Origin of the sequence: Actinomyces sp. oral taxon 181 (assembly GCF_018370895.1) — a bacterium.
Classification (GTDB): domain Bacteria; phylum Actinomycetota; class Actinomycetes; order Actinomycetales; family Actinomycetaceae; genus Pauljensenia.
Genome location: NZ_JAGYZL010000009.1, coordinates 55,138 through 79,805 on the forward strand (window position 1 = coordinate 55,138; position 24,668 = coordinate 79,805).

Annotated in this window: 21 protein-coding genes and 1 tRNA gene; 2 read left to right on the top strand and 20 right to left on the bottom strand. The window is 56.5% G+C overall.

The features are described 5' to 3' along the window. Positions 1–2: 2 nt before the first annotated feature. A complete protein-coding gene (locus KHW85_RS05415) occupies positions 3–758 on the top strand; it encodes a HisA/HisF-related TIM barrel protein (RefSeq protein ID WP_178704551.1) in 756 nt (251 codons plus the stop codon). Here the strand turns inward: KHW85_RS05415 and KHW85_RS05420 are convergent. From KHW85_RS05420 to KHW85_RS05455, 8 genes are all read right to left on the bottom strand, one after another. Next, a complete protein-coding gene (locus KHW85_RS05420) occupies positions 741–905 on the bottom strand; it encodes a DUF3117 domain-containing protein (RefSeq protein WP_178704554.1) in 165 nt (54 codons plus the stop codon). The genes KHW85_RS05415 and KHW85_RS05420 overlap by 18 nt on opposite strands. 89 nt (positions 906–994) lie before the next feature. Next, on the bottom strand, positions 995–1,729 hold the full coding sequence (locus KHW85_RS05425) for a TIGR00730 family Rossman fold protein (protein ID WP_178704557.1): 735 nt from the start codon (positions 1,727–1,729) through the stop codon (positions 995–997). A gap of 8 nt (positions 1,730–1,737) precedes the next feature. Continuing rightward, the gene (locus tag KHW85_RS05430; RefSeq protein WP_291459100.1) at positions 1,738–2,799 is read right to left on the bottom strand and encodes a BMP family ABC transporter substrate-binding protein; all 1,062 of its coding nucleotides are present in this window, start codon (positions 2,797–2,799) and stop codon (positions 1,738–1,740) included. A 10-nt stretch (positions 2,800–2,809) separates the two neighbouring features. Then, positions 2,810–3,874, bottom strand: a complete 1,065-nt coding sequence (locus KHW85_RS05435; protein ID WP_291459101.1) for a mannose-1-phosphate guanylyltransferase — start codon at positions 3,872–3,874, stop codon at positions 2,810–2,812. 63 nt (positions 3,875–3,937) lie between these two features. Next, positions 3,938–4,531 carry a 50S ribosomal protein L25/general stress protein Ctc gene (locus KHW85_RS05440; RefSeq protein ID WP_291459102.1) on the bottom strand — a complete coding sequence of 198 codons (594 nt, stop codon included), beginning with the start codon at positions 4,529–4,531 and terminating at the stop codon, positions 3,938–3,940. A 137-nt stretch (positions 4,532–4,668) separates the two neighbouring features. Further along, on the bottom strand, positions 4,669–5,649 hold the full coding sequence (locus KHW85_RS05445; RefSeq protein ID WP_291459103.1) for a ribose-phosphate diphosphokinase: 981 nt from the start codon (positions 5,647–5,649) through the stop codon (positions 4,669–4,671). A 53-nt stretch (positions 5,650–5,702) separates the two neighbouring features. Next, on the bottom strand, positions 5,703–6,734 hold the full coding sequence (locus KHW85_RS05450) for a sugar phosphate nucleotidyltransferase (protein WP_291459104.1): 1,032 nt from the start codon (positions 6,732–6,734) through the stop codon (positions 5,703–5,705). Positions 6,735–6,763: 29 nt separating this feature from the next. Further along, positions 6,764–6,834, bottom strand: a tRNA-Gln gene (locus KHW85_RS05455). Between the two features lie 80 nt (positions 6,835–6,914). Here KHW85_RS05455 and KHW85_RS05460 point away from each other — a divergent pair. Then, entirely contained in the window at positions 6,915–7,547 is a 633-nt protein-coding gene (locus tag KHW85_RS05460) for a TetR/AcrR family transcriptional regulator (RefSeq protein ID WP_178704574.1), read from the top strand. Between the two features lie 11 nt (positions 7,548–7,558). Here KHW85_RS05460 and KHW85_RS05465 read toward each other — a convergent pair whose 3' ends face one another. From KHW85_RS05465 to KHW85_RS05520, 12 genes are all read right to left on the bottom strand, one after another. Beyond that, positions 7,559–9,043, bottom strand: coding sequence for an alpha-amylase (locus tag KHW85_RS05465; protein ID WP_178704577.1), 1,485 nt, complete (start codon positions 9,041–9,043; stop codon positions 7,559–7,561). Between the two features lie 211 nt (positions 9,044–9,254). After that, positions 9,255–10,931: a phospho-sugar mutase gene (locus tag KHW85_RS05470; RefSeq protein WP_291459105.1), complete on the bottom strand. Its 1,677-nt coding sequence runs from the start codon at positions 10,929–10,931 to the stop codon at positions 9,255–9,257. Between the two features lie 2 nt (positions 10,932–10,933). Further along, complete coding sequence (gene deoC / locus KHW85_RS05475) at positions 10,934–11,587, bottom strand: deoxyribose-phosphate aldolase (protein WP_178704583.1); 654 nt, start codon at positions 11,585–11,587, stop codon at positions 10,934–10,936. A gap of 20 nt (positions 11,588–11,607) precedes the next feature. Continuing rightward, positions 11,608–12,315 carry a purine-nucleoside phosphorylase gene (gene deoD, locus KHW85_RS05480; protein WP_291459106.1) on the bottom strand — a complete coding sequence of 236 codons (708 nt, stop codon included), beginning with the start codon at positions 12,313–12,315 and terminating at the stop codon, positions 11,608–11,610. Between the two features lie 56 nt (positions 12,316–12,371). After that, a complete protein-coding gene (locus tag KHW85_RS05485) occupies positions 12,372–13,655 on the bottom strand; it encodes a thymidine phosphorylase (protein WP_291459107.1) in 1,284 nt (427 codons plus the stop codon). 84 nt (positions 13,656–13,739) lie between these two features. After that, positions 13,740–14,156: a cytidine deaminase gene (locus tag KHW85_RS05490; protein ID WP_291459108.1), complete on the bottom strand. Its 417-nt coding sequence runs from the start codon at positions 14,154–14,156 to the stop codon at positions 13,740–13,742. 30 nt (positions 14,157–14,186) lie between these two features. Then, a complete protein-coding gene (locus KHW85_RS05495; RefSeq protein ID WP_291459109.1) occupies positions 14,187–15,461 on the bottom strand; it encodes an ABC transporter permease in 1,275 nt (424 codons plus the stop codon). Then, positions 15,458–16,720 (bottom strand): ABC transporter permease, encoded by a 1,263-nt coding sequence (locus KHW85_RS05500; RefSeq protein ID WP_291459110.1) that lies wholly within the window; start codon positions 16,718–16,720, stop codon positions 15,458–15,460. The genes KHW85_RS05495 and KHW85_RS05500 overlap by 4 nt, the downstream gene beginning before the upstream one ends. After that, positions 16,720–18,282, bottom strand: coding sequence for an ABC transporter ATP-binding protein (locus tag KHW85_RS05505; RefSeq protein WP_178704601.1), 1,563 nt, complete (start codon positions 18,280–18,282; stop codon positions 16,720–16,722). The genes KHW85_RS05500 and KHW85_RS05505 overlap by 1 nt, the downstream gene beginning before the upstream one ends. Before the next feature lie 104 nt (positions 18,283–18,386). Continuing rightward, positions 18,387–19,484 (bottom strand): BMP family ABC transporter substrate-binding protein, encoded by a 1,098-nt coding sequence (locus KHW85_RS05510; protein WP_291459111.1) that lies wholly within the window; start codon positions 19,482–19,484, stop codon positions 18,387–18,389. 430 nt (positions 19,485–19,914) lie between these two features. After that, positions 19,915–22,215 (bottom strand): bifunctional UDP-sugar hydrolase/5'-nucleotidase, encoded by a 2,301-nt coding sequence (locus tag KHW85_RS05515; protein ID WP_291459112.1) that lies wholly within the window; start codon positions 22,213–22,215, stop codon positions 19,915–19,917. Positions 22,216–22,248: 33 nt separating this feature from the next. Further along, on the bottom strand, positions 22,249–24,552 hold the full coding sequence (locus KHW85_RS05520; protein WP_291459113.1) for an ExeM/NucH family extracellular endonuclease: 2,304 nt from the start codon (positions 24,550–24,552) through the stop codon (positions 22,249–22,251). Positions 24,553–24,668 lie beyond the last annotated feature (116 nt).

A 24,668-nucleotide genomic window follows, 5' to 3' on the forward strand; every position in this document is an offset into this window, starting at 1 on the left:
TCGTGGATATTCTTCCCGCACTTGATATCGCCAATGGCCGGGCCCTCACGCACCGTAGAGCTGACGGAGGTGAGGACCAGGCCAGTGCTGATCCCTGCGAGGTTGCGCGTTCCTTCATCGCTCAGGGTGCTCGCTGGATTCATCTGGTCGATATTGATGCGGCCTTTGAGCGAGGAAGCAACTCAGATGTGCTTTCTGAGGTAATTTCTGAGCTGGACGGATCTGGAGCATCCGGCCCAGGCAGGCACACCTCTGAATGCCGCATCGAGTGGTCTGGTGGTGTACGCAGCGGGGAGGATATCGAAGCAGCGCTTCAGGCAGGTGCTGATCGCGTCAATCTGGCTTCTCAAGCCTTGGTTGATATCGATCGGGTCCGCACTTTGATCGCTGAGTTTGCCGGGCACCTCAACATCTGCATTGACGTAGAGGGCGATCGAATTCGTCCACGAGGCGTTGATGGAGACGCGGGGAACCTCTGGGAAGTCTGCCGCGCTCTAGATCTTGCGGGTGTGCAGCGCTACATCGTCACCGAGCGCCAACGAGACGGGGCACTTATGGGTCCGCCCGTAGACCTACTCAGAGATCTACGGGCGAAAACACCTACGCTTCTGGTTGCCTCAGGAGGAATCCGTCATGTCGAGGATATCCACACCTTGAGGCGTGAAGGTTATCTGGATGGAGTGATTGTTGGCAAGGCTCTCTATGTCGGGAGTCTGACTCTTGAGGAAGCCCTGAGTGCCTCACAGGGCGTTAGCTAAGGCCTGAGCCAGTTCCTGTGCTTCGTCAGCGCTGAGTTCGATGACCAGACGGCCACCGCCTTCGCTGGGGATACGCATGACAATCCCACGACCCTCTTTTTCTGCCTCGAGGGGGCCATCTCCGGTTCGCGGCTTCATAGCTGCCATGTTCGTTTCCCTTCTGAACGCCGGGTATTAAATACCGCTAAAAACACATTTATTCTACCGAGAATGGCGTAATTTAGTAAGGTATTGAATTATTTGTGTCCAATTACTATTTCCACAGCTTCTTCGGGACTATCGACCACGTGCAAAAGTTGAGGGTCATTACTTGAAAGCATTCCCGATTCCTTCATGGTCGAATTAATCCATTGAACTAATCCACCCCAATAGTCGCGCCCAACCAAAATGATCGGGAAGGAATGTACCTTACCGGTTTGCACCAAGGTTGCCGCCTCAAACAGCTCATCCATGGTGCCAAAACCACCCGGCATAGCGATAAAGCCCGAAGAATACTTCATGAACATGGTCTTGCGGGCAAAGAAATAACGGAAATTAATTCCAACATTGACCCATTCATTCATTCCCTGCTCGTGAGGAAGCTCGATTCCCAAGCCGACGGAGGTTCCTCCCGCTTCCCACGCACCCTTATTGGCCGCTTCCATAATTCCCGGTCCCCCACCGGTAATCACGGCAAAGCCCGCCTGAACCAATAGGGAGCCAATGGCGCGCGCACGCTCCCAATCTTCGCTTCCGGCAGGGGTGCGAGCCGAGCCGAAAACCGACACTGCCGGCCCCAACTCGGCAAGCGCTCCAAAACCTTCGACGAACTCCGACTGGATACGAAGCACCCTCCAGGGGTCCTCGTGCAGCCAATCCGCAGAGGACTGGGGGCGCAGCAGGCCGGTATCGGATGTTTCGCGGGGGATCTTTCCTCCACGAAGGATTACCGGGCCTCGACGATAGGAGGAATTCTGGTGTGTGTGTTCCATGGGTTCCTTCACTTATGGGGAGAAATCAAGAGGGGATCAAATTGGGTCGTGATCACAAGACTGCCAGTAAGCAGCTGCTGGCGCATCGACGCCAAGGAGTCTTTGAGCTCGGGGGTCATGAGTGCCTCATGAGCAGCGAAAGGAGCCAGCGTCACGCCGTTATTATCAAGAGAATCGATGACCGCATTCGTTGAGAAATCGCTTCCTCGTGCGGAAGTAATAGCCTCGGTCGCATGGTCCTTCGTGGTCGTAGTGACCGCTGTAATAACCTGGGGAAGATCGCTGGGAAGATCATCCCCCATCCATACCACGCGCTGGGCCGAGTTATTTCCAGCTGCCTCAAGTGCGTGGAGCGCACCTTGGTTCCCAGCGTCTGCGAAGGGAACCAAGATATCTGCACCCGCAGCAAGCGCCTTGGACGCTGCGTCCTTAATGCTTGCCGGATCATCGTTTCCGGTGAAGGTTCCGCGCATGCGGGTGGTATCCCATCCTTCAAAGCGGATCGATGTCCCATACGAAAGGTTGTAGGCGTCGACTCCCTGCGCAAAGGCATCCATCAATGCTTCGCGTTCGCTGGTTTCAATCCCACCAAATCCGGCAATGGTTCCGGTCGTCGTCAAACCTGCGGAAGCATAGCCAGCCATATAGGCGCCCTGGGTTGCGCGCGAGACAACAGCCTTGCCATTACCGAGCTCGACAGTCTTATTTGCTGATTCGAAACCAGAATTAACGGTAATAAAGCGAACTGATGAGTATTTCTTTGCCGCCTGAGTGATCGCCTGGGTCATTCCCTGACCTTCGGAGACAACAATGGTGCATCCGCCCTTAAGAAGGCCGTCCAATTCACCTGCGCCGGTAGCAAATTTTGCCTCCCCTCCGATTTCCGAGGCCGCCTGCGAAATTGCCCGTTTCGCCGGAGTCTGCGAGGTCGCACTATCCCACCCAGCTGCGTCAGAAATTCCGCACAGTTGAGTTTGAGCATGTGAGGCAGGGGCTGAGGAGCAGCCAGCAAGGAGAAGCAGAAAAGCACTTGTTGCTGCGTATAGGTGTGCACGCGTGTGTCGAGTCATGGTCTTCATCCTAAAGGAGTTCTTCCTCTCCACTCTGCGTCAACTGGTCAACCACGTGTTTCACGTCCTGCGCGCGATTACGGTCAACAACCAAGATTGCGTCCTCTGTCGCGATGACAGCCATATTCGGCGCTCCAACCACAACAATCTTTTGGCCGGTCAAAGATCGGACGAATGAACCAGGAGAGTCAATCCGAAGGGCCTGGCCTTCAGAGCTAATCTGCGCAAGCGCATCAAAATCGCCGACATCGGTCCAGCCCATATCCCTCGCAGGAACAACGGCCACTCCCCCTTCGGAGGCAAGTGGTTCGGCGATGGCGTGATCGATGGCAATCTTCGTCAGTGCGGGCCATTCGTCGCTGAGCGTCTGGGCAAAGTTATCGCTTCCCCATTGGCTTCCAATCGCGCTTAGATGCGCATCCATATCGGGGTGAAAACGCGTAAGTGCACGAGTAAGAGTCCCTGCGGTCATGATGAACATTCCAGCGTTCCACAGGTAGCCCTGTTCGCAGTAACGCTTCGCGGTCTCTTCATCCGGTTTCTCAACGAAAGAGCGCACGATAGATCCCTTTTCGGCAGACTCCTTCTCAAAGGTTTCTCCCGGGGCGATGTAGCCATAGGCCGTTGAAGGGGTCAGCGGCTTGAGGCCAATCGTGACAACGTAGCCCTTCTGAGCTACTTCCAGCGCACGTTCTACGCAGTCAAGAAGAACCTGAGGATGGGTAATCGCGTGGTCGGCCGCGAAGGAAGCAATCGGAGCCTCGTCACCAAAGCGCTGGCGAATGACATAAGCCGCCAAACCGATAGCGGGCATCGAATCGCGTCCTTGAGGCTCGACAAGAACAGTGACATCAAGTCCCTGGGGGATCTGAGCACGAACGGCTTGTTCATGTGCACGCCCCGTGACAATCGTGAAAGAAGCGGCAATTGGAGCCAGACGGTCAATGGTCTCTTGGAGCAAGCTCTTTCCGCTCATGCGAAGGTCAAGCAGAAATTTCGGCCGATCCTTACGCGACAGTGGCCACAGCCTAGAGCCCACTCCCCCGGCGGGAATAATGACGTGAAGTCGATTCATACTTCTCAGTGTAATAAAAAGGAAGGCTTGCCAAACGGCAAGCCTCCCTCAAGCGAAGTGAGATCACTCGGCAGATTCTGCAGCAGCCTCGGCGGGTGCTTCCTCTTCCTCGACCTCGACGACCTCTTCGAAAACCGTGACAACAACGGTCTCGGGATCGAGCTCGGAGACAACGCCCTTGGGGAAGGTCACATCAGCGACGCGAACGGCAGTGCCGGCCTCGACACCGGTAATGTCAACCTCGATGGACTCGGGGATAGCGGTGGCGGGGGCCTTAACCAGCAGTGCGAACTCTTCCTGAGTGTGCTGGGTGCCGGCTGCGGGCTCACCGATGATCGAAACGGGAACCTCAACGTCAACCAGTTCGCCGGCCTTGACGGCCAGGAAGTCGGCGTGGAGCAGATCGCGGGAGACGGGGTGACGCTGAACTTCCTTCACCAGAGCAAGCTGCTTCTTGCCCTCGATAACCAGCTCAAGCAGAGCGTTCTTCTGGCCACGGACAGCCAGGAAGAGCTCGTGAGCGGGGAGATCAACGTGAACGGGCTCGCCACCGTGACCGTAAAGGACACCGGGGACCAGGCCTGCGCGACGTGCGCGACGTGCTGCACCCTTACCAAATTCAGAACGGGTCTGTGCGACCAGCGTGGGGTTGCTCATGAGAGCCTCCTTCAAATAGTTCATTCCACGCACCGGCGCTAGGAATCTGAAGGATAACCCTACAGAAAGCCCTGTCGATAACGGCGCTTTCGCGCCCTCGCCGGAGCAACCTAGCCAGAATAGCGCGTTTTGAGGCCTCAGGCGACCCCGTCAAAGAGAGATGTGACCGATCCATCGTCGAAAACCTCGCGGATTGCACGTGCAAGCAGCGGAGCAATCGGCAGGATTGTCAGATTATCGAAGCGCTTCTCAAGTGCAATGGGCAGGGTGTCAGTAACGATCACTTCCTGGGCACCGCATTCGGAAAGACGCTGAGCTGCAGGATCGGACAAAATGCCGTGAGTTGCAGCAACGATAACAGACGAGGCACCCGCGTTCATCACAACCTTAACGGCCTCGGAAATGGTACCGGCGGTATCGATCATGTCATCGACCAGCACACACTGCTTACCCGCAACATCACCAACGACACGGTTAGCAACAGCGACATTGGGACGGGTGGTATCACGAGTCTTGTGAACAAAGGCCAGAGGGCATCCACCCAACTTTGCTGACCATTTCTCTGCGACACGAATACGACCGGCATCGGGCGAGACCATGCAGACATTGGACAGATCAACGTGCGAGCGCACGTACTCAACTAGGACGGGCATTGCCCAGAGGTGGTCAACCGGACCGTCGAAGAAGCCCTGTTCCTGCGAAGCGTGCAGGTCAACGCTCATGATGCGATCCGCTCCTGCCGTCTTGTACAGATCAGCAATAAGCCGGGCAGAAATAGGTTCGCGCCCCAGGTGTTTCTTATCCTGGCGCGCGTAGGGGTAATAGGGGGCGACTGCGGTAATGCGCTTGGCCGATGCTCGCTTCGCTGCATCGATCATCAAGAGCTGTTCCATCAGCCACTTATTCACTTCACCGGTATGCGATTGCAGGACGAAGACATCCGCACCACGTACTGATTCGTTAAAACGAACGTAGGTTTCCCCACTGGCAAAGTCATACGCGGTCGTCGGAGAAACTCCGCAACCTAACTCTTCGCCAACCTGCTGGGCGAGTTCAATGTGTGCTCGACCCGATACAAGAACCAGACGCTTTTCACCGCTGGTTACCAGCCCCGTCATGCGGTATGTCCCTCCCGTTTATGCGGACTTTTTTCGTCGAGCAGTAACCTTATTCACCGTTCGATCGAAGTAAAAGGCGTTACTATCGTATCGCCTTCTAGGCGTGTGTTACTGACCCAGGCGGCAGGTACTCGGCACCCCGGCCCGACCTGCGTATTCGTCAGCGTTGTTCCCGGGCCAATTTCACAGCCCGTGGCGATCTGGGTACGACCGCGCAGAACAGTATTGGGATAGATCGTTGTATCCGCATCAATGCGGACATCACATTCGATCCATGTGCTTGAGGGATCCACAATGGAAACGCCTGCACGCATATGTTCCACGCAGATCCTACGGTTCATTTCTGCGGCTAATTCAGCAAGCTGGACCCGGTCGTTGCAGCCCTGCGCCATCCATTGATCGTCAAGAACAACACCGTTTGTTACGCGGTCCGCCTGGTATGCCTGAGCAAGGACATCCGTAAGGTAAACCTCACCCTGATTGTTATTGGTCCCAACGTGCATCAACGCATCACGTAGGAATTCACCATCAAATGCGTAGATCCCGGCATTAATTTCACGGATCTGACGCTCTGCTTCGGATGCATCTTTTTGTTCGACAATCCGGCAAACATCACCGCTGGCATCATCACGGATGATCCGCCCATATCCGGTGGGATCATTGACAATTGTCGTCAGCACTGAGACTGTTGCGCCGCGCTCATCGTGAGAACGAACAAGAGCATTCAGGGTATCTGCATCAAGCATGGGGACATCGCCGTAGGTCACCAAGATCGTGCCCGAAAGACTATGACCTCGGCGCAAAAGTTCGTCGAGTGCACATTGCACCGCACGACCGGTTCCGGGAATATCATCCTGGTCTGCAATGATCACATCGGGGTTATTGCGCAGGATTTCAGCAGCGACGAGTTCACGCTGGTGACGGACAACCGCAACAAGATGATCGGGGCAAGTCCCCGCAGCTGCGTGCAGCGCGTGACCAATCATTGAACGCCCAACAACTGGATGAACAACCTTGGGAAGGGAAGACTTCATTCGAGTTCCGGCGCCGGCGGCCAGAACAATCACTGCAGTGGGAGTAGTCATGTCGCCCTTTCACGCGCGCTCATTTTGAGCTCCGCCCCTAGGATTCGAACCTAGACTAAAGGCACCAAAAACCTCTGTGCTGCCGTTACACCAAGGCGGAAGGACACATAGATTGTGCCATAAACACACCGTGTTATGCCATCTAGAACCTATGACACGGTGTGAGTGTACGGTTAAGACATGGCCGAGAAGCGGATGAGAATGAGCGCTTTTGCGCGTCGCGAGCAACTGGTTGCTGTGGGACGTGCGACTTTCGCCTCAAAAGGATTTGACGGCACCAGTGTCGAGGAAATTGCCGCTCACGCAAAGATCTCAAAACCCGTTATCTATGAGCATTTCGGGGGAAAAGAAGGCCTCTACGCCGTCATTGTGGACCGAGAAGTCCAGGCACTCATGAGCGCATTGGAAGCCGCTCTGGATTCCCATAAGCGCCCGCGAATGATCCTTGAGGATTCAGCACTCGCCCTGTTGAGCTACATCGAATCTCATACGGATGGTTTCCGAATCCTGGTGCGTGATGCCCCACAGAATTCGACGTCCGGCTCTTACTCTTCACTGCTTGGAGATGTGGCCATTAAGGTTGAGCACCTCTTAGCTGAGCAGTTTTCTCATGCGCATATGGATCCCAAGTGGGCGCCCCTCTATGCGCAAATGCTTGTCGGCCTGATTGCACAGGTGGGCCAGTGGTGGCTTGACGAGCGTCGAATGAGCAAGGAAGAAGTCGCCTCGCACGTCGTGAACCTTGTCTGGAACGGTATGCGCAACCTGCGCCCCTCCCCCATCCTGATGACTTCCGCGGACGAGGCCAAGTAGCAGCTGCCCCGTTACAGGCGCGCGGCCTCGGGAAGGTAAACGGAAAGGCCACCGTCGGAAACCGGGAAAGTTGCCCACCCGTCTTCTTCGATAACGACGGCCGGGTGCTCGCCAATAGCGCACACCCAGGTCTCACCCGCGCGCCAGTTCCCAAGGAATAAGCGCTTCTCGCCGGCAAGGCGGTCTGAAAGGATGACGGCGCAGCCAGTCGAGGGGTTTCCTTCAATTCCCTGACGAGAAAAACCCACGACATCGGGATTATCAAATGCATCGAACTGCGAGCCTTGGGCGGCAGCCTTCCGTACACGCATGAGGAAGGGTAATTCACTCACAGCGGGTAGAGAGTCACCGTTGCCCAAAAGATCTCCCCAGAAAACACAGGGAACCCCGCTGTCGCGCAAAAGAATCAAAGCGTAAGCAGAGAGCTTGAACCAGGGCGCAACGGTGGACTCGAGTGACTGTCCCGGTTGCGTGTCGTGGTTTTCTACGAAAGTGACGGCCAGTTCTGGACGAGTCCCAACCAGGGTATTGGCAAAAAGCTGCGAAAGATCAAAATTTCCATCCGAGATAGAGGCCTCGTGGAAGTGAAAATGCAATGGGACGTCAAAGAGCGCAACGTCGGGGACTCGGTCAAGGTAGGAGCACAGCTGCCCCACGTCGTAGCTCCAATACTCCCCTACAGCGGGAAGAAGTTTGCCGGTCGCTTCACGTAAATTTGGCAGCCAGCGTGCAAAGAAATCTGAACCGATGTGTTTAACAGCATCCAAGCGCAGGGCGTCGACGCCCGTAGTTTCGATGTACCAGCGGCCCCAACGATCCAATTCCTCATTGACCTGCGGCGAAGAGACATCAACATCGCAGCCCATGAGGTAGTCGTAGTTGCCCAGCTCCTCACCGGCAGTCGGGTCCCATTCCTTACCATCAAAAAGCCAGACAGCGTTACTCTTCGTGTTTTCGTCCCAATCGATACCGTTGAAACACTGCCAATCCCATTGGAAATCGGAGTAAGTTCCTGCCCGGCCTGGGAAAGTGAAGCGGGTCCACGCACGGATTGTTTCTTCGTCGGAGATCACCTGCATTCGGTTCCCCGGATCAACCCTTCGTGCTCGAACTTCTTCGGTCTCATCCCCACCCAGGCGGTGGTTAAAGACAATATCGGCAATCACGTGGATGCCCGCTGCGTGAAGGGCATCGATGGCGCTCAGATACTCTTCCTTCGTCCCGTACTTTGTCCCGACGCTTCCCTTTTGGTCGAACTCACCCAAGTCATACATGTCGTAGACGCCGTAGCCGACATCTTCGCGCCCCAAATAGCCCTTGTAGGCGGGCGGAAGCCAGACACCTTCAATTCCCAGATCCGCAAGGTCTTGCGCTGCGGCAGCAATGCTTCTCCACAGGCTTTGATCAGCAGGGAGATCCCACGCGAAGGCTTGCAAAAGCAGATGATCGTGAAAATCTTGCGGCTGCGTATCTGATAAGGTGCGTTCTTCGCTCACACCTTTATCCTGCCAGCCTCGCTTGTTTGTCGCGAGTCAACCACGCACAAGTGGAAATAGAGCGATCTAGTGGAACAGCAAATCCCAGACAGCACCGTCGCAAGGAAGCGAATAAGACTGGTGGGCACCGCCCGTAGGCGACACCCACCAAAGGTCTTTGACGCCGGAGCTACTGTGGGTCCTGCACTGTAGCTGCAGTCTCGGAACTTATTCAGATCCCAATCGCAGCGCCAAACTCAGCCTTGATACTTTCTAGGCGAGCGCGAGCGGCCTCCCAAGGCACCTCAGCACCTTCCTCGACGGGAAGAATGACCTCCAAGTAGCACTTGAGCTTAGGTTCAGTGCCCGAAGGACGTGCGATCACACGGTCTCCAGCGGTGGTGGTGACCATAAGTGCGTCTGTTCCGGGAAGGCCATCCCACCCCTTCGACAGGTCCACGACGCCTTCAACCTCAGCACCGGCAAGAGTTGTCGGCGGCTGGGCGCGCAGGCGCTGCATTCCTTCAGCGATAAGCTCCAGTCGATCGACACGGAAGGTTAAGGGAGCGGTCACGTGCAGGCCATATAGGCGCGCCATGCGTTCCAATTCGTCCTTCGCGCTGCGGCCCTGAGTCTTGAGCTGCGCGAAAAGGGAGGCCGCGACAACGGATGTTGCAATACCGTCCTTATCGCGCACGCGCGAAGGATCGGGGCAGAAACCGATTGCTTCCTCGTAGCCGAAGTAGAGGCCAGGAACGCGGGCAATCCACTTAAAGCCCGTCAACGTGTGCTGGTACTTCAAGCCATGTCCCTGAGCAATCTTGCCCAAGAGTCGCGAGGAGACAATGGAGTTTGCAAAAACCGCATCAGAAGGTGCGCTCTGAGCACGGAATTCACCCAGCAACGATCCGATCTCATCACCGGAGAGCTGCCGCCAGCCGGTCGCAGATTCGCTGTCGGGAACAGCGAGTGCACAGCGGTCAGCATCGGGATCAACAGCAATGATCAGGTCCGATCCGTGGGCGGCAGCGTGCGCGATTGCCAGGTCCAATGCCCCAGGCTCTTCCGGGTTCGGGAAGGAAACGGTCGGGAAATCGGGATCCGGATCGGCCTGTTCGGCAACCAGAGTGACATTGGTGAAGCCGGCTTCTTCGAGGACCTTCTTGGTGAGTGCAGCGCCAACGCCGTGCATTCCCGTCAGAGTAATCCCCAAGTCGGCCTTGCTTTCAGCGCTTCCCGAGGCCAAAGAGGCAGCGCGGGCAATGTAGTCCTCGCGAGGATCCACATTGACAATCAGTTCATCATTCTGGGCGATTTGATCAGCGAAAGGAGCCGAAGCAATCGCAGAAGCGATCTCGGCATCGAAGGGAGAAACGATCTGGACGCCCTGACCGGCACCGGTCACGACGGTTCCACCCAGGTAGACCTTGTAGCCATTGTCGCGAGGCGGGTTGTGCGATGCGGTGACCATGATGCCCGCATCGGCATCCAGCTCACGCACTGAAAATGCAGTGAGCGGGGTGGGGTTCATCAGCGGAAGCAAGAGCACTTCGCATCCTGCTGCCGAGGCCACGCGCGCAGCTGCGTGAGCGAAGTCAACCGAACCGTAGCGGGCATCGCAGCCGATCACAACTCGCGGAGCGCGCGTTGCGTGCTTAAGGAGAACCGCGCACAACCCAGCAGTTGCACGGATGACAACCGAGAGATTCATTCGCGATTCACCCGGGCCAATTTCACCGCGCAGGCCGGCAGTACCGAACTGCAGGGGGCCGTTCATGGCACGGCCCAATTCGGTAAGTGCGCTCTCATCGCCTGCGCGCGCTGCCTCAACGACGGAGGCGAGATCGGCTGCGGTTGTCGGATCCGGATCGTGATCAACCCACTGTTGGGCACGTTCAATAAGGTTCATATTCAGTCCTCAAGGCCTTCAAGAATTGCTGCGGTTGCCGACACACCCAAACGGTTTGCTCCGGCATTGATCATGGCGACAGCGGTCTCTGCATTGCGGATACCGCCCGAGGCCTTCACCCCGATGCCCTCGCCGACGGTCTCGCGCATGAGCTTCACTGCGTGGACCGAGGCCCCTCCCGCGGGGTGGAAACCGGTCGAGGTCTTGACGAAATCAGCACCCGCAGCAACGGCCGCGCGGCACACGGCAACGATTTCTTCATCGGTCAAGGCCGCCGATTCGATGATGACCTTCAGGACCTTACCCGCGGGGATCTGCGCACGAACAGCTCGGATTTCGTCTTCGACCTGATCGAACTTGCCTTCTTTTGCCAGGGCAATGTTGATGACCATATCGATCTCGTCGGCACCATCGGCGATAGCCTGCTTGGCTTCGTATGCCTTGACATTCGGCTTCACCGCCCCCGAGGGAAAGCCCACGACGCAAGCAACCTTCAGTCCTTCGGGAACCTCAAGCGGGAGCATCGATGGGGACACACACACGGAATAGGTACCAAAACGTGCGCCTTCCTCAACGATCCGCGCGACATCGGCGTGAGTTGCCTCGGGTTTGAGGATCGTGTGGTCAATCAGGTGTGCAACTTCAGACTTCTTCATACTTTTCCTTCTCCAGGTCCTCAGATCTGCGCCAGAGGAAGTGCAATTTCCATCATCTGGGTGAACGCGGTCTGACGTTCGTGTGCAGTGGTTTCCTCACCGGTCACCAGCGAGTCTGAGACGGTAAAGATACCCAGAGCCTCAACCCCGGCCTCGGCGGCAGTTGCGTACAGGCCCGCGGTTTCCATTTCAATGGCCATGATGCCCATCTTCTGCCAACGCTCGTTAAAGGTTGGATCAGCATTGTAGAAAGTGTCCGACGAGAGGACGTTACCCACGTGGGTGGTCACTCCCTTTTCCTTCGCATTCTCGCGCACAGCCTCGATCAGGCGGTAGGAACCGATGGGGGCATAGGTTCCAGGGATGTTGTACTGATCGATGAAGTTCGAGTTCGTGCACGCTCCCTGAGCGATGACGACATCGTAAAGGTTGATTCCCGGCTGCAGCGCGCCACACGTACCCACACGGATGAGCTTTGTACAACCAAAGACGTGGATGAGTTCCCACGCGTACAGCGAGATCGAAGGAATACCCATACCCGAGCCCATAACAGATACCGGGGTGCCCTGGTAGGTACCGGTAAAGCCCAGCATGTTACGCACCGCGTTAAATTGCTGCGCATCTTCAAGGTAGGTTTCGGCAATGAACTTGGCGCGAAGAGGATCTCCGGGCAGCAAGATAGTCGGCGCAATGGGGGCGGTCGGGTTGATATGCGGTGTCGATTTCATGGTTGTTTACTCCAATACGTGTGTGGTGGTGTCGCTTGCTTGGTCTGGCGAAAGTCTTAGCCCACGCGGTCCAAAATGATGTGACGAGGAGCGGGTGCGGTTTCGCTGATCGCCACTCCCCCGTCCAGCGCTTCAAGGGCGCGGGGAATGCGCCATTCGTCGTCGGTGTGCAAGGTGAAGAGCGGCTGGCCCGCCTTGACCTGATCACCGGGCTTGGCGTGGATTTCAATACCCGCACCAGCCTGTACCGGATCATCCTTGACTGCACGGCCCGCACCCAACCTCCACGAGGCCACGCCCACGCTAAGTGCATCCATTTCGGAAACGAAGCCATCGGCCTCGGCAGTGACAGTGTGGGTCAGCGTTGAGGTCGGCAGCGTGGCGTCGGGGTCTCCGCCCTGTTCACGGATCATTGCGCGCCAGGTATCCATCGCACGACCGTCCTTGAGAGCAGCCTCAACGTCGACATCGCTCTTACCGGCCATGGAAAGCATGGTTCGGGCAAGCTCAACGGTTAATTCCACGACATCTGCGGGACCGCCGCCGGCCAGAACCTCAACGGATTCTTCGACCTCGAGCGCATTACCGACCTTGAGTCCCAGCGGGGTGGACATATCGGTGAGTAGCGCTTGGGTCTTCACACCGGCATCTCGTCCAAGATCAACCATGGTGCGGGCAAGCTCGTGGGCATTGTCGATGTCCTTCATGAATGCGCCGCTGCCAACCTTGACGTCCAAGACCAGCGAATCGGTGCCTTCGGCAATCTTCTTCGACATGATCGACGAGGCAATCAGCGGAATGCAATCGACGGTTGACGTGATATCGCGCAGTGCGTAGAGCTTCTTATCTGCGGGGGCAAGTCCCGCACCCGCCGCGCAAATAACAGCGCCGCAGCCTTCGCCGAGCTGATGGTAGATCTCTTCATTGGACAGCGCGGCACGCCAGCCGGGGATGGCCTCGAGTTTGTCCAAGGTTCCGCCTGTGTGCCCAAGGCCTCGGCCTGAAAGCTGCGGAACGGCAACACCAAAACACGCAACCAGTGGCGCAAGAGGAAGGGTGATCTTATCGCCCACGCCACCGGTTGAGTGCTTATCAGCGGTTACGCGGGAAATACGCGCAAAATCCATACGCTCGCCGGAATCGATCATGGCCTGGGTCCAGGTAACGATTTCTTCCCGATCCATTCCACGCAGGAAGACGGCCATGGCAAGGGCTGCCATTTGTTCGTCTTTCATGACCCCGCGCGTGTAGGCATCAATGGTCCACTGGATTTCTTCAGTGGACAGTTTCCCGCCATCGCGCTTCACGCGGATGACGTCGACGGCATCAAACTGTTTCATGATGTCCTTCCTGGGTGTTGTTGTCGGGCTATGTGTGTGGCGGACGTACATGCCACTTGATGACACATACGCCCGCCACAGTGATTAGTCTTCTACGAATCGCGCGGAGGCGACTTCAGTCAGGTCGTGCGGACCAAAAGCTCCGGGGAGCACTTGCTTCATGGACATGACGCCATCGGGCATCAGAACCAAGCAGTCATTCCCACCGTGCTCAAAAATAAGCTGGCGGCAGCGTCCGCAGGGAGCCACGGGTTCGCAGTTTCCATTCACCGCGACTACCGCTGCGAGGCGACCTCCGCCCGAGCGCACCATCTGCGACACCATGCCGCATTCGGCGCAAAGGGTGATGCCATAACCGGCATTTTCCACATTGCAGCCCGAGTAGGTGTGCCCATCGGTTGTCAGTCCTGCTGCACCGACGGGGAAACCGCTATAGGGGCAGTAAGCCTGCTCCATTGCGGAGATTGCAAGATCCTTGAGCTCTTCCCAATTGATATCCATGTTTGGGTCCTTCATCTACCTAGCCGTCGATCACTTCGTGTAAGGAACGTTTTCGGCTGCCGGCGGACGCGACTTTCCAACGAATCCAGCGACCGCAATGATGGTCACGATGTAAGGAATCATCGAAATCAAATCCGAAGGAATGGACTGCTCAAGGTTGGGCAGCAAGCGGGCGAGCGCCTGAGCGAAGCCGAACATCAGCGCTGCACCCATCGCACCGATCGGGTGCCACTTACCCAAAATCATTGCCGCAAGGGCGATGTAGCCGTTACCTGCGGAGATATTGTCGGTGAAGGAGAGACCCGAACCGATGGTGAAAAATGCACCGCCCAATCCAGCAAAACCAGAAGCGAGGATTGCATTGAGGGTTCGCGTGCGATTGACGTTGATACCCACAGTATCTGCAGCGCGTGGGTGCTCACCACAGGCGCGAAGGCGCAGGCCCCAACGTGAGCGGTAAAGGTAAACCGCCAAGAAAATCACCGTGGCGTACATCAGGTACACCAAGATGTTGTGGTTGAAAAGCACGGGACCAAGAATCGGGATCTCCCCCAGGATCGGGATCTTGATGTCAGAAAGCGAGAATCTGTTCGTGTTGAACAGTTCGGGCTTCTTCGTCATCCACGTTCCGTAGAAGAAAGTTGTCAGGCCCGCTGCCAAGACGTTCAAAACCACACCGACGATGATCTGATCCACACCGTACTTGACCGAGAAGAGTGCCAAGAGGCAGCCAAGGAAGGCACCCGCGATCGGCGCAGCGATCAAACCTGCCCACGAGGTCTGGAAGAAGGACGCTGCCATGACGCCAGCGAAAGCACCCAAGAGCAGGTCACCTTCAATGGCGATATTGACAACGCCAACGCGTTCGGAGACGACGCCCGAAAGGGAACCGAAGATCAGAGGCGTCGAGATTGCCACTGTGGAGTAGAGGGTGGAGGTCAGTGTTACGACACCGGCCGACCCCGAACCCGCGTAGACCAAGAAGCCGAAGACCGTTGCAATCCCAGCGACAATCATCATGGTGACGTCAAGCCAACGCGGATTCTGACGGCGCGCCCACACCGAGTAGATCGACCAAGCCGTCACCACAAGAGTAAGTAGCGTCAGTACCAGAAGGAGAGGACGACCGGGGGTCACGATGTCCTCAATATTGATGCTCTGGGACTTGTCATTGAGCCTGATAGTGACATCGCCACTGACCTTAACGACGAAAAGAATCTGCAGAAGGGCTGCCAGAACGTAGACAACCGGCATCTTCCACGAACGCTTCAGCTGAACATCATTCATTGCGCGTGTCTGGCTCATCGTGCCTCTCCTTCCGTATCGGCGGAGGCACCATCAATGGCGGCATCGCCACCCTTGAATGCTGCGTCTTCCTTCACTGCCGAGGCCATGGCCGGGGTCTTCCCATCCTCTTCAGAATGCTCGCCGCTCAGTTCAGCGAGCTCGACACGCACGCTCTTCTTGGTTTCCTTTGGCAGATGGAAGAGCCAGCGGACCAGCATGGGAGCTGCGATCAGCAAGACGATCACTGACTGGAGGATCAAGATCATATCGATCGGAACGCCCTTGGCCTGCATGGTGTAGCCACCGGCTTTAAAGGCTCCGAAGAGGATACCTGCACCCAGAGTGCCCAGCGGCTTGTTCCGGCCCAGAAGAGCAACCGTAATGGCATCAAAACCGATAGAACCAGCGATATCCCTTGAAACGTAGCCAACAGTACCCAAGGCTTCGTTCGCGCCTGCAAGGCCTAGGAAAGCGCCGGAGATCGCCATGGTAATTGCGGTGATCTTTCCGACTGAAATGCCAGCGGTACGCGCGGCCTCGGGGTTGGCACCAACTGCGCGGATTTCAAAGCCAAGGGTCGAGCGCTCAATGAGCCACCAGAAAACGATGACGGCAAGGAAGGCGATAAAAAGACCAACGTGAATCTTGAAGGGGGCATCCAGGATGCGGGTAAAAGCAGCTGAATCCGCGACCTTCGGGGTTTGAGGCTGATTAGAACCGGGAACCTGCCACGATTTCTTCGAGAGGATATAGCCCAGCGCCAAGGTCGCAATCGAGTTCAGCATGATGGTGACGATGACTTCGTTCGCCCCCGTTTTTGCCTTAAGTACACCGGCAATTCCCGCATAGAGTGCACCGGCAACCATCGCGGCAAGAAGAGCAACAAGAGTGTGAACGACGGGCGGCAGGTTCATTGCAAAACCAACCCAGACAGCGGCAAGGGCACCAAAGATGATCTGGCCTTTGCCACCGATGTTGAACAGGCCTGCGCGGAAGCCCAAGGCAAGGCCCAATCCCCCCAATACCAAGGGGATGGAGAAGAACAGGGACTCTGTCAAGGGTTTGATCTGACGCTGGAAACTCCGAGCGGATGGGTCGAAGATCGCTCCGCGGAACATCGCGTAGTAGGCATCGAGTACCGATGCACCGGTCATCGCGATCAGAATGGCACCGATAGCGAAGGCGATGAGAACCGCAAGGATGGAAACGAACCATCGCGATCCCAGGATATGACGGCACACAATCAGTGCCTTCGAAGGACGCTTTACCGCGGTCATCACTTCTCCTCCACGTGTGAATCCGAAACCTCAACGTGTTCGTGCACGCCCTCGACGGCCTCGTCATAGGGAACACCAGCCATCATCAAACCAAGAACATCACGCGAAGTGTCCGCGGGGACGATTCCCATCACGCGGCCTCGGTACATCACGACTATACGGTCGGCAAGCGAGATCACTTCATCCAATTCCGATGAGATCAGAAGGACGGGAATGTTCTGGTCGCGCACCTCAACAATGCGCTTGTGAATGAATTCGATAGAACCAACATCCACACCGCGGGTGGGCTGGTTCGCGACAAGCAGATTAAGATCCTTCGACATCTCACGCGCGACGACAACCTTCTGCTGATTTCCACCCGAAAGCGAGGAAATCGGGTCGTTGATTGAGGTCAAACGAATATCAAATTCCTGCTCTTTATCGCGCGCGTTTTGCGCAATAGCTCCCAGCTTAAGCATTGGGCCCGATGCGAAGGAGGAATCCTTGTACTGGTCCAAAATTAGGTTCTCGGCGATGGAGAAAGTAGAAATAATGCCATCGGTCGATCGGTCTTCGGGAATGAAGCCAACACCGGCGTCCAAAGACTTACGAGGACCCGCGTGGGAAATATCTTCGCCTTCCAGAAGAATTTCACCGGAATCAGGGGTGCACAGACCCAAAACGCTTTGCGCCAATTCGGTCTGGCCATTACCCTGCACGCCCGCGACGGCGACGATTTCGCCTCGCTCTACGGCGAAAGAGACATGATCAAGAAGCGGAACTCCCTGGGGCGAAAGCATGGAGACCGCCTTGAATTCAAGTCCCCCACCGCTGGGCGCTGCGGGAGTTTTTTGGACGCGCATCATAACGGAGCGGCCCACCATCTTATTCGCCAATTCTGATTCAGAATCTTGCGGAGAGGCTTCGCCGACAACGGTACCGCGTCGAATCACGGTAATTTCGTCTGCAACGGCTCGAACTTCGCGAAGCTTGTGAGTGATGAAGACAATCGAGGTTCCCGCGTCGGCAAGCTGACGCATGATCGCCATGAGTTCATCTGTTTCTTGAGGCGTGAGCACTGCCGTTGGCTCATCAAGAATCAGGACCTTCGCCTGGCGCGACAGCGCTTTAACAATTTCAACTCGCTGCTGGGCACCGACGGAAAGATCTTCAATGAGCGCATCGGGATCAAGATCGAAACCAAAACGCGCTGAAACCTCTTTCACGGTCTTACGCGCCTGAGCAAGATCAATCAAGCCGCTTGCCTTGGTCGGTTCAAAACCCAGTGCGATCGATTCTGCAACAGTGAACACCGGGATCAGCATGAAGTGCTGGTGAACCATACCAATGCCAGCTGCAACAGCGTCACCGGGTCCGCCGAAGTGAACAGGCTTTCCATCGATGAGGATTTCTCCTTCATCGGGCTGGTGAAGGCCGTAGAGCACGTTCATCAACGTCGATTTACCCGCTCCATTTTCGCCAAGAAGTGCGTGAATGTGGCCTTCTTCAATTGTCAGGTTGATGTCGTTATTTGCGACCAGAGGACCGAAACGTTTGGTGATCCCCTTCAGCTCCAATTTCACTCTACTGCGCCCCTTCTGCGTGATCGAGCTCCCGTTTCAGGATAGCCGAAAAAAGTGGGGCGCGATGGTCGAAAACCACCGCGCCCCAGCCTAAAACTCCCGCGTCACTTCGGGGAGTTTGCGGACTCAACCTTCAGCTCGCCCTTCTTGATCTGATCGGTGAGCTTGGTCAGCTCGTCCTTCAGATCCGAGGGAACCTTGGAGTCGAAATCGTGGAAGGGAGCGATGGAAACGCCACCGTTCGCCAGGGTGCCCACGTAGGGGGTTACAGCGAACTTGCCGTTCACGGAGTCCGTGATGGCCTGCTCAACCGAAGCACCAATTTCCTTCATGACCGAGGTCAGAACGATCGACTTGTAGTCGGGGGCAGATTCGTACCAGTCGGAGTCAACACCAATGATGTAGGTCTTGCCATCAGCCTGCGCAGCTGCTGCTGCACCCAGGCCCACGGGGCCGGCAACGGGCATGATGATGTCAGCACCCTGGTCGATGAACTGCTGTGCCTGCTGCTTGCCCAGTGCCTGGTCATCGAAGGACTGTGTGAAGGAGCCGTTCTGACTTGCCTTGTCCCAGCCGAGGACCTGGACATTGGTGCCCTTGGCCTTGTTGTAGGCTGCGACACCATCAGCGAAGCCGTCCATGAAGACGGTAACCGAAGGAATCTGGACGCCACCGAAGGTAGCAACCTTGCCGGTCTTGGTCATGCCTGCTGCGGCATAACCCGCAAGGTAGGCGGCTTCAGCGGTGTTGAAGAGCAGTGGGCGTGCGTTCTCGACGGTGACGGTCTTGTGGGAATCATCCGAGAAAGAGGAGTCAACCAGCGCGTAGTGAACATCCTTATTCTCATTTGCAGAGGCGTGGAGCGCCTTCTCGAGGTTGAAGCCAACGCCGATGATCAGGTTGCAGCCATCTGAAACCATGGATTCAGTGTTGGGCACGAAGTCTGCCGAGGAGGAGGACTCTGCCGTGTTGATCTGAATACCGAGCTTGGACTGTGCGCTCTTCAGACCGTTGTATGCGGACTCATTGAAGGACTTGTCGTCCCAACCGCCTGCGTCCGAAACAGCGCAAGCCTTGAAGCTTGCACCCTTCGATGCTGCGTCGGAGCTAGATTCTGACGAGGCCTTCTGGCCGGATGAGCACGCGGTCAGCGCGAGAGTTGCGACACCGGCAACCGCAACAAATTTGGTGAGGGTCTTCATGCTGTATTTCCTCCACATAGGTTGTGTACATCCAGAACTGGATAGACGCGAGGATGCGATGAGACCCAGAATGGGCACATGCATCACCGCTTGCGAGAACGCATAAGTGTGCTGCGTTGACGCCCACTAACGAGTTTCACCCGTCACAATTAGGCGTGTCAAGGCGGATTGGATACAGCTCGATAACGAATCTATAAAACTCATCTTTTCCGCATAATTGCAGTAATTATTCATTTCTGAATCACAGTTACCCTCTCAACATATGGGCACACTTGCACAAAAACCTCAAAGCTTCGAAGCCTCAAAGATAAGCATTCTCAAATTGACACAGCTGACAAACACGGTGGGTGGCACAGCTATACGGCCATGCCACCCACGTGCGAATTCAGTGCTCAATCAGAGTGAGATCCTCATGAGTACAGCATCCATTTCAGTTCTTCTTGCGACGCAGAGCAACCCCTGCACCACCCAGCGCAAGAGCGGCCAAGACTGCAATTCCAGCTACAGAACCGGTCTTCGCCAGCTTCTTGCCCTTCGGAGCCTTCGGGTTCACCGCGGTGTTCGTCGATGCAGGCTGCTGAACGACTGGGCAAGCAACCGACACAGTCAAACCTGCGGCCTCGGGAACGACGGTTCCAAAATCGGTCTCAACAGTGACGGGCAGCGTGAGCACTCCCCCTTCGGGTTTGGCGGCGCATACCGACATCGGCAGCGAGGCCTTCAAAGTTGCCTGACCTGCACCATCAGTCGTGATGATCGAGGCTTCGTCAGAAGCATGCAATTCACGCAGCGAGTTATCAACACTTGCGCTGGCGACAACAGATCCGAAGGAGACCTTGACATTCTGGGTCTTTCCGGGGCCCTCGGAGAAGGACAGCCCACGCAAAGGCACCGTGAATTCCTGATCGGGAGTCACCGGATCGCTCGGGAGCGTCACGCCAATTGCCTGCTTGAGGGTCGCAGCCTTAATGCCGTTGTGCGCGCCCAGGTATTCGTTGAACTTATCTCGGTCGAGGTTACCCAAAACCGTCTTCGTTCCACGGGTGAGCGCCGGGAAGGTATCGCCTCCTGCAAGGAGGAAGGTCACCGATCCAACTGTGTATTCCTTGTTCATATCAATGGGCGCACCATTGACGAGCAGCGAGGTAATGCGCTCACCGTAAGGCTTAGAGGCATCGTAGGTGTACTGGACATTCTTCGACAGACCAAGCTTGAGCAGCGGGCGCGAGTTCTGAGAGTTCAGGTTCGTCTTCCACTGTTCTTCCAGAGCGTCCTTCACGTCAGAACCCTTGATGGTCACGTATCCCAGCTCGTTCGAGAAGGGCATGACGTCGTAGCTCTGCTTGTAGGTGATGGTGCCATCGCTACCGGGTTCAAGATCTGCACGCATACCGCCAGCATTGATCATGCCGATATCGACGGGGTTGCCATCGGGGGTGTGGATCGTTTCGCGCATTGCGTCAGCGGCCAGGTTGCCCAAGGTCGACTCAATACCGCGGTTACCGCCCTTTTCGATGCTTCCATCGGGGGCCACGAAGATGCCACGGTGGAAGCTCTCGGTGTAGCCCCGTGCCACAACTTCGGCACCGGCGGCTGCCGAGGCCTGCTGCGCGCGGGTAACAACTGCCTTCGTCTCAGGGTCTTCACCGCACTCATAAACGGTTGCAGCAGGGATCAGCTTGGTATCGGCCTTAACGACCTTTCCGGTCGCCGTGTCGTAGGAGATCTGGATCAGGCCCAGGTTATCCGTGTAGGAACCCGATGCAACGCCCGCGAGAAGCGGATTTGCGGAGGTGAGCGTGACCGCTGAATCGACATGGTCGAACTCGTAAGGAACGTGCGTGTCGCCACCCATGAGACCGTCGACATCGGGGCCCATCTTCGGGTAGTTATTCTTCACGTCATCATCAAGCATGGCGATGACGATCTGCGCGGTCCCGTCCTGCTTGAGCTGCTTAGCCAGGGTGTTGATCTTGGCGACCGGATCGTTGAAGGTCAGACCCGCAGTGGTTCCGGGGCTGAGCTTATAGGGCACGTCCCCAGCGATTGCACCAATAAATGCAACCGTCACTCCCGAGGGAGAGGTCCACAGCTTGTATTCTCCCAAGTACGGAGTACCCGAACCCCAGGTTCCCATTCCGTCAACATTTGCAGCCAAGTAGGGGAAGTTCGTCTGAACAAACTCAGAGGGGTTCGATCCATCAACGCGCTGCTTGAAGACAGTCTGGCCCATATCCAGCTCGTGGTTGCCCATGGTCGATGCCAAGGCATGCATCGTATTGAGTGCCTCGATGGTCGGGTTATCCTTCAGTGCACCAGAGGTATAGGGGGAGGCGCCAATATTGTCGCCCAACAGGGTGAAGCTTGAGTTCGGGTTCGTTGCCTTTGCTTTCTTGAGGTAGCAATTCATCGCCGGAAGACCTGCTTCGCTGATCTTCTTGGTCTTGCGGTCCTTTTGCGGCTCAATGTGTCCGTGTACATCGGTGAGGTTGTACAGGTCCAAGGTGACGATATCGGATGCTCCGCGCTCCGCTGCGGCAGCGGGGGCCGGAGCAGGAGTCGCTTCGCCTGCCGAGGCCTCGGCAGTGGGGGTGGCGGCAGGAGCCTCGGTACTCGCTTGCGCCGTGGGGGTGGCGTCACTGGCAGGCTCCGCGAGCGCAGTCAGCGGTGTTGCAAAGAGCGCGAGCGCCGCACCGGTTGCAATCGCCACTCGTCGTGAAGTGGTGAACATATTGTGTGTTCCTCTCGTGATGGTTGGTGAGGGTCAGAGTGTCTTACGGCGCAGCACACAACCGATTGCTGCCAAGGCTAAAGCTCCCGCAATCAGCGGAATACTTCCCATGACACCGGTCGAGGCCAAAGTGGAGTGCTTCGGAGTCACTGCGGATTGCGGGGAAGGTTGCGTGGGAGCGCTCGGGGAGACGGAGGCCTGTCCCGAAGGTTCACTGGTGGGTGCAACACGCGGATTGTTAATCGGAGTGATGAGATTCAAACCGATGATTTCAGGATTGTGGTCCGAGGCGCGGTAGGGGTTATCGGCCTCGAAAGCCAAGTAGGCGTTGTAGTTGGCACGCGAGTATTCGAAGGCAATGCTCTCTTGCGCGTTCACGGCCCACGACTTCACTCCAGTGATCAGCGGGTGTGCTGCAGAGTTAGCAAAGACGTGGTCCATCGATCCCGAACGACCACCATAGACATAGGAAGAGTCGCCGTGACCCGACTCATGGGTCCAACCAGCATCAGTGAGAACCTTGAGCGGATCTTCCTTGGAATAGGCGTTGAAGTCACCGACAAGCAGAGTTGGGGTTCCATCAAAACGCTGAGCAAAAGTGGCAAGTGCCCGGGCTTGCTTAACGCGGACTCCATTGGAATTACCCTGCCCGTCACCATTGTCGGTATTCGCGGCAGCTTCTGCAGCGGACAAGTTCTTCGGCGCGGACCCCTTCGACTTAAAGTGGTTGGCAATAACGACGAAATTCTTGCCCTCGTGGTTTGTATCAGTGATCGGCTTGAATTCTTGAGCGAGCGGCTGGCGAGCAAGGCCTGTGTATGCGGGGTCATCAAAAATGACTGAGTTACCAACCGGGGTAATCCTTGCCTTCTTGTAGATGAAGGCAATACGGATGACATCTTCGTTCGCAGGAACGGTTGAAGGGCTGGGGACATAGGCCCAGACCTCGGATCCGGCAGCTGCGTTGAGTGCATTGACCAAGCTCTTGAGCGCACCATCACGATCGCTGCTGACACCCGATGCGACGGGGTTTTCGATTTCTTCCAATGCCACGACGTCGGCATCGATCGTGTTAATCGCCTGAACAATCTTGGTTTGCTGGTTCGAAAAAGCCTGCGAGGACCAGGCTCCGCGAAGCTTGCAGTTCTTATCGGTTATGAACTTGTGATCGCGATCCTCGTACCCCTTGCACCCGGGTTCGTTTTCACCCAGATCAGAGAAGTAGTTGAGGACGTTGAAGGTTGCAACCTTCGTATCTCCGCCCACTGTTGGAGCAGCTGGACGCTCCCCCGTGATGGTGACCGGAGAACGATCAGGGTAACCAGCGGTCATCTGCGTGGGCTGGAAAACAAAGCTTCCAAAGCGCGATTCCAAGACAACGGGTTTCGTGAAGGTGACGTGGTAGCCCACGCGCGCAGGTGCTCCATTGGCCAAGTAGGCGTAGCGCTCTTTGTGCCCGTTCTGCTTGAAATTCGTCAGGTCTGTCGTCGAGGCATCGTCTAGGTCGATGGTCTTCGCAGCGTTTTCGGCCTCGTAGGCTTGAGCAGCGGCACCGGGGGCAACAACGTCGGTCGCAGTACGCAAAACCTCGCTTCCAGGGGTCAGCGAGAGCGTCCCGAAGCGGTTCGTCTTGTAGTTATCCGTAATTGTCCAGGTGTCCTTGGGCAGAACCAGCATGGATTCAAGCGCTTCCATCTGCTTTTGAGTCGGCACACCGCTCAGTTCCGTGGGTTTAACGGGATCGCATCCGCTCACTGCTGTGATCTTTTCCGGAAGCAGTTGAGTCAAGCTCTGGGGTGAAGCGGTTGCATTCTTGACACCCGAATATTCAGCAACCTTTCCTTTGACGACAACGCAGTCGCCAATCGAAGGCATTGAGGCAGAGGATTTCCCCATAAAGACGAAGAGGCCATCGGAGGTGCTTCGCGCGGGATCCCAGGTTCCGCCTGTTCCTGGGGTTTGGATGGTGAAGCCTTCGAGGCCTTTAAGGTTTGCGTTCTCTGCCTTGGGATAGGCCGCGGTCACAATGCCTTTGGTTTCAACGGTTTGATTAATCAGGTGAGAGTCATCTCCATCACCTGGGGTTTGGATATCGCCGATGCTCACCAGCGTCGGCGCCGCGCGGTCCTCGCCCTGGGCTTGCGAGGCCTCGGCGCTGGGAACGGAAGCCGCCTCCTGGGGGGCTGTAGTTACTGCCTCGGGCGCGGGAGATGCCGTTTGTGCATCATTTCTTGCTGTTTCACCTCCTGCCGGGTCAGCGTAAGCCACAATGGGTATCCCCATGAGCGAGAGTGTCGCAAGAGTGGTCACCAGTGTCCGATTCTTCGCATGCAGCATGTGCATCTTCCTCTCAAGGCGAACGAATCCGAATGCAGAAAACAGCGGGCATCGTCTGCGAGGACAGAGCAGGCACACTCTAGACCTGTTACCCCCGACCACTCGAAAGGTTAGTC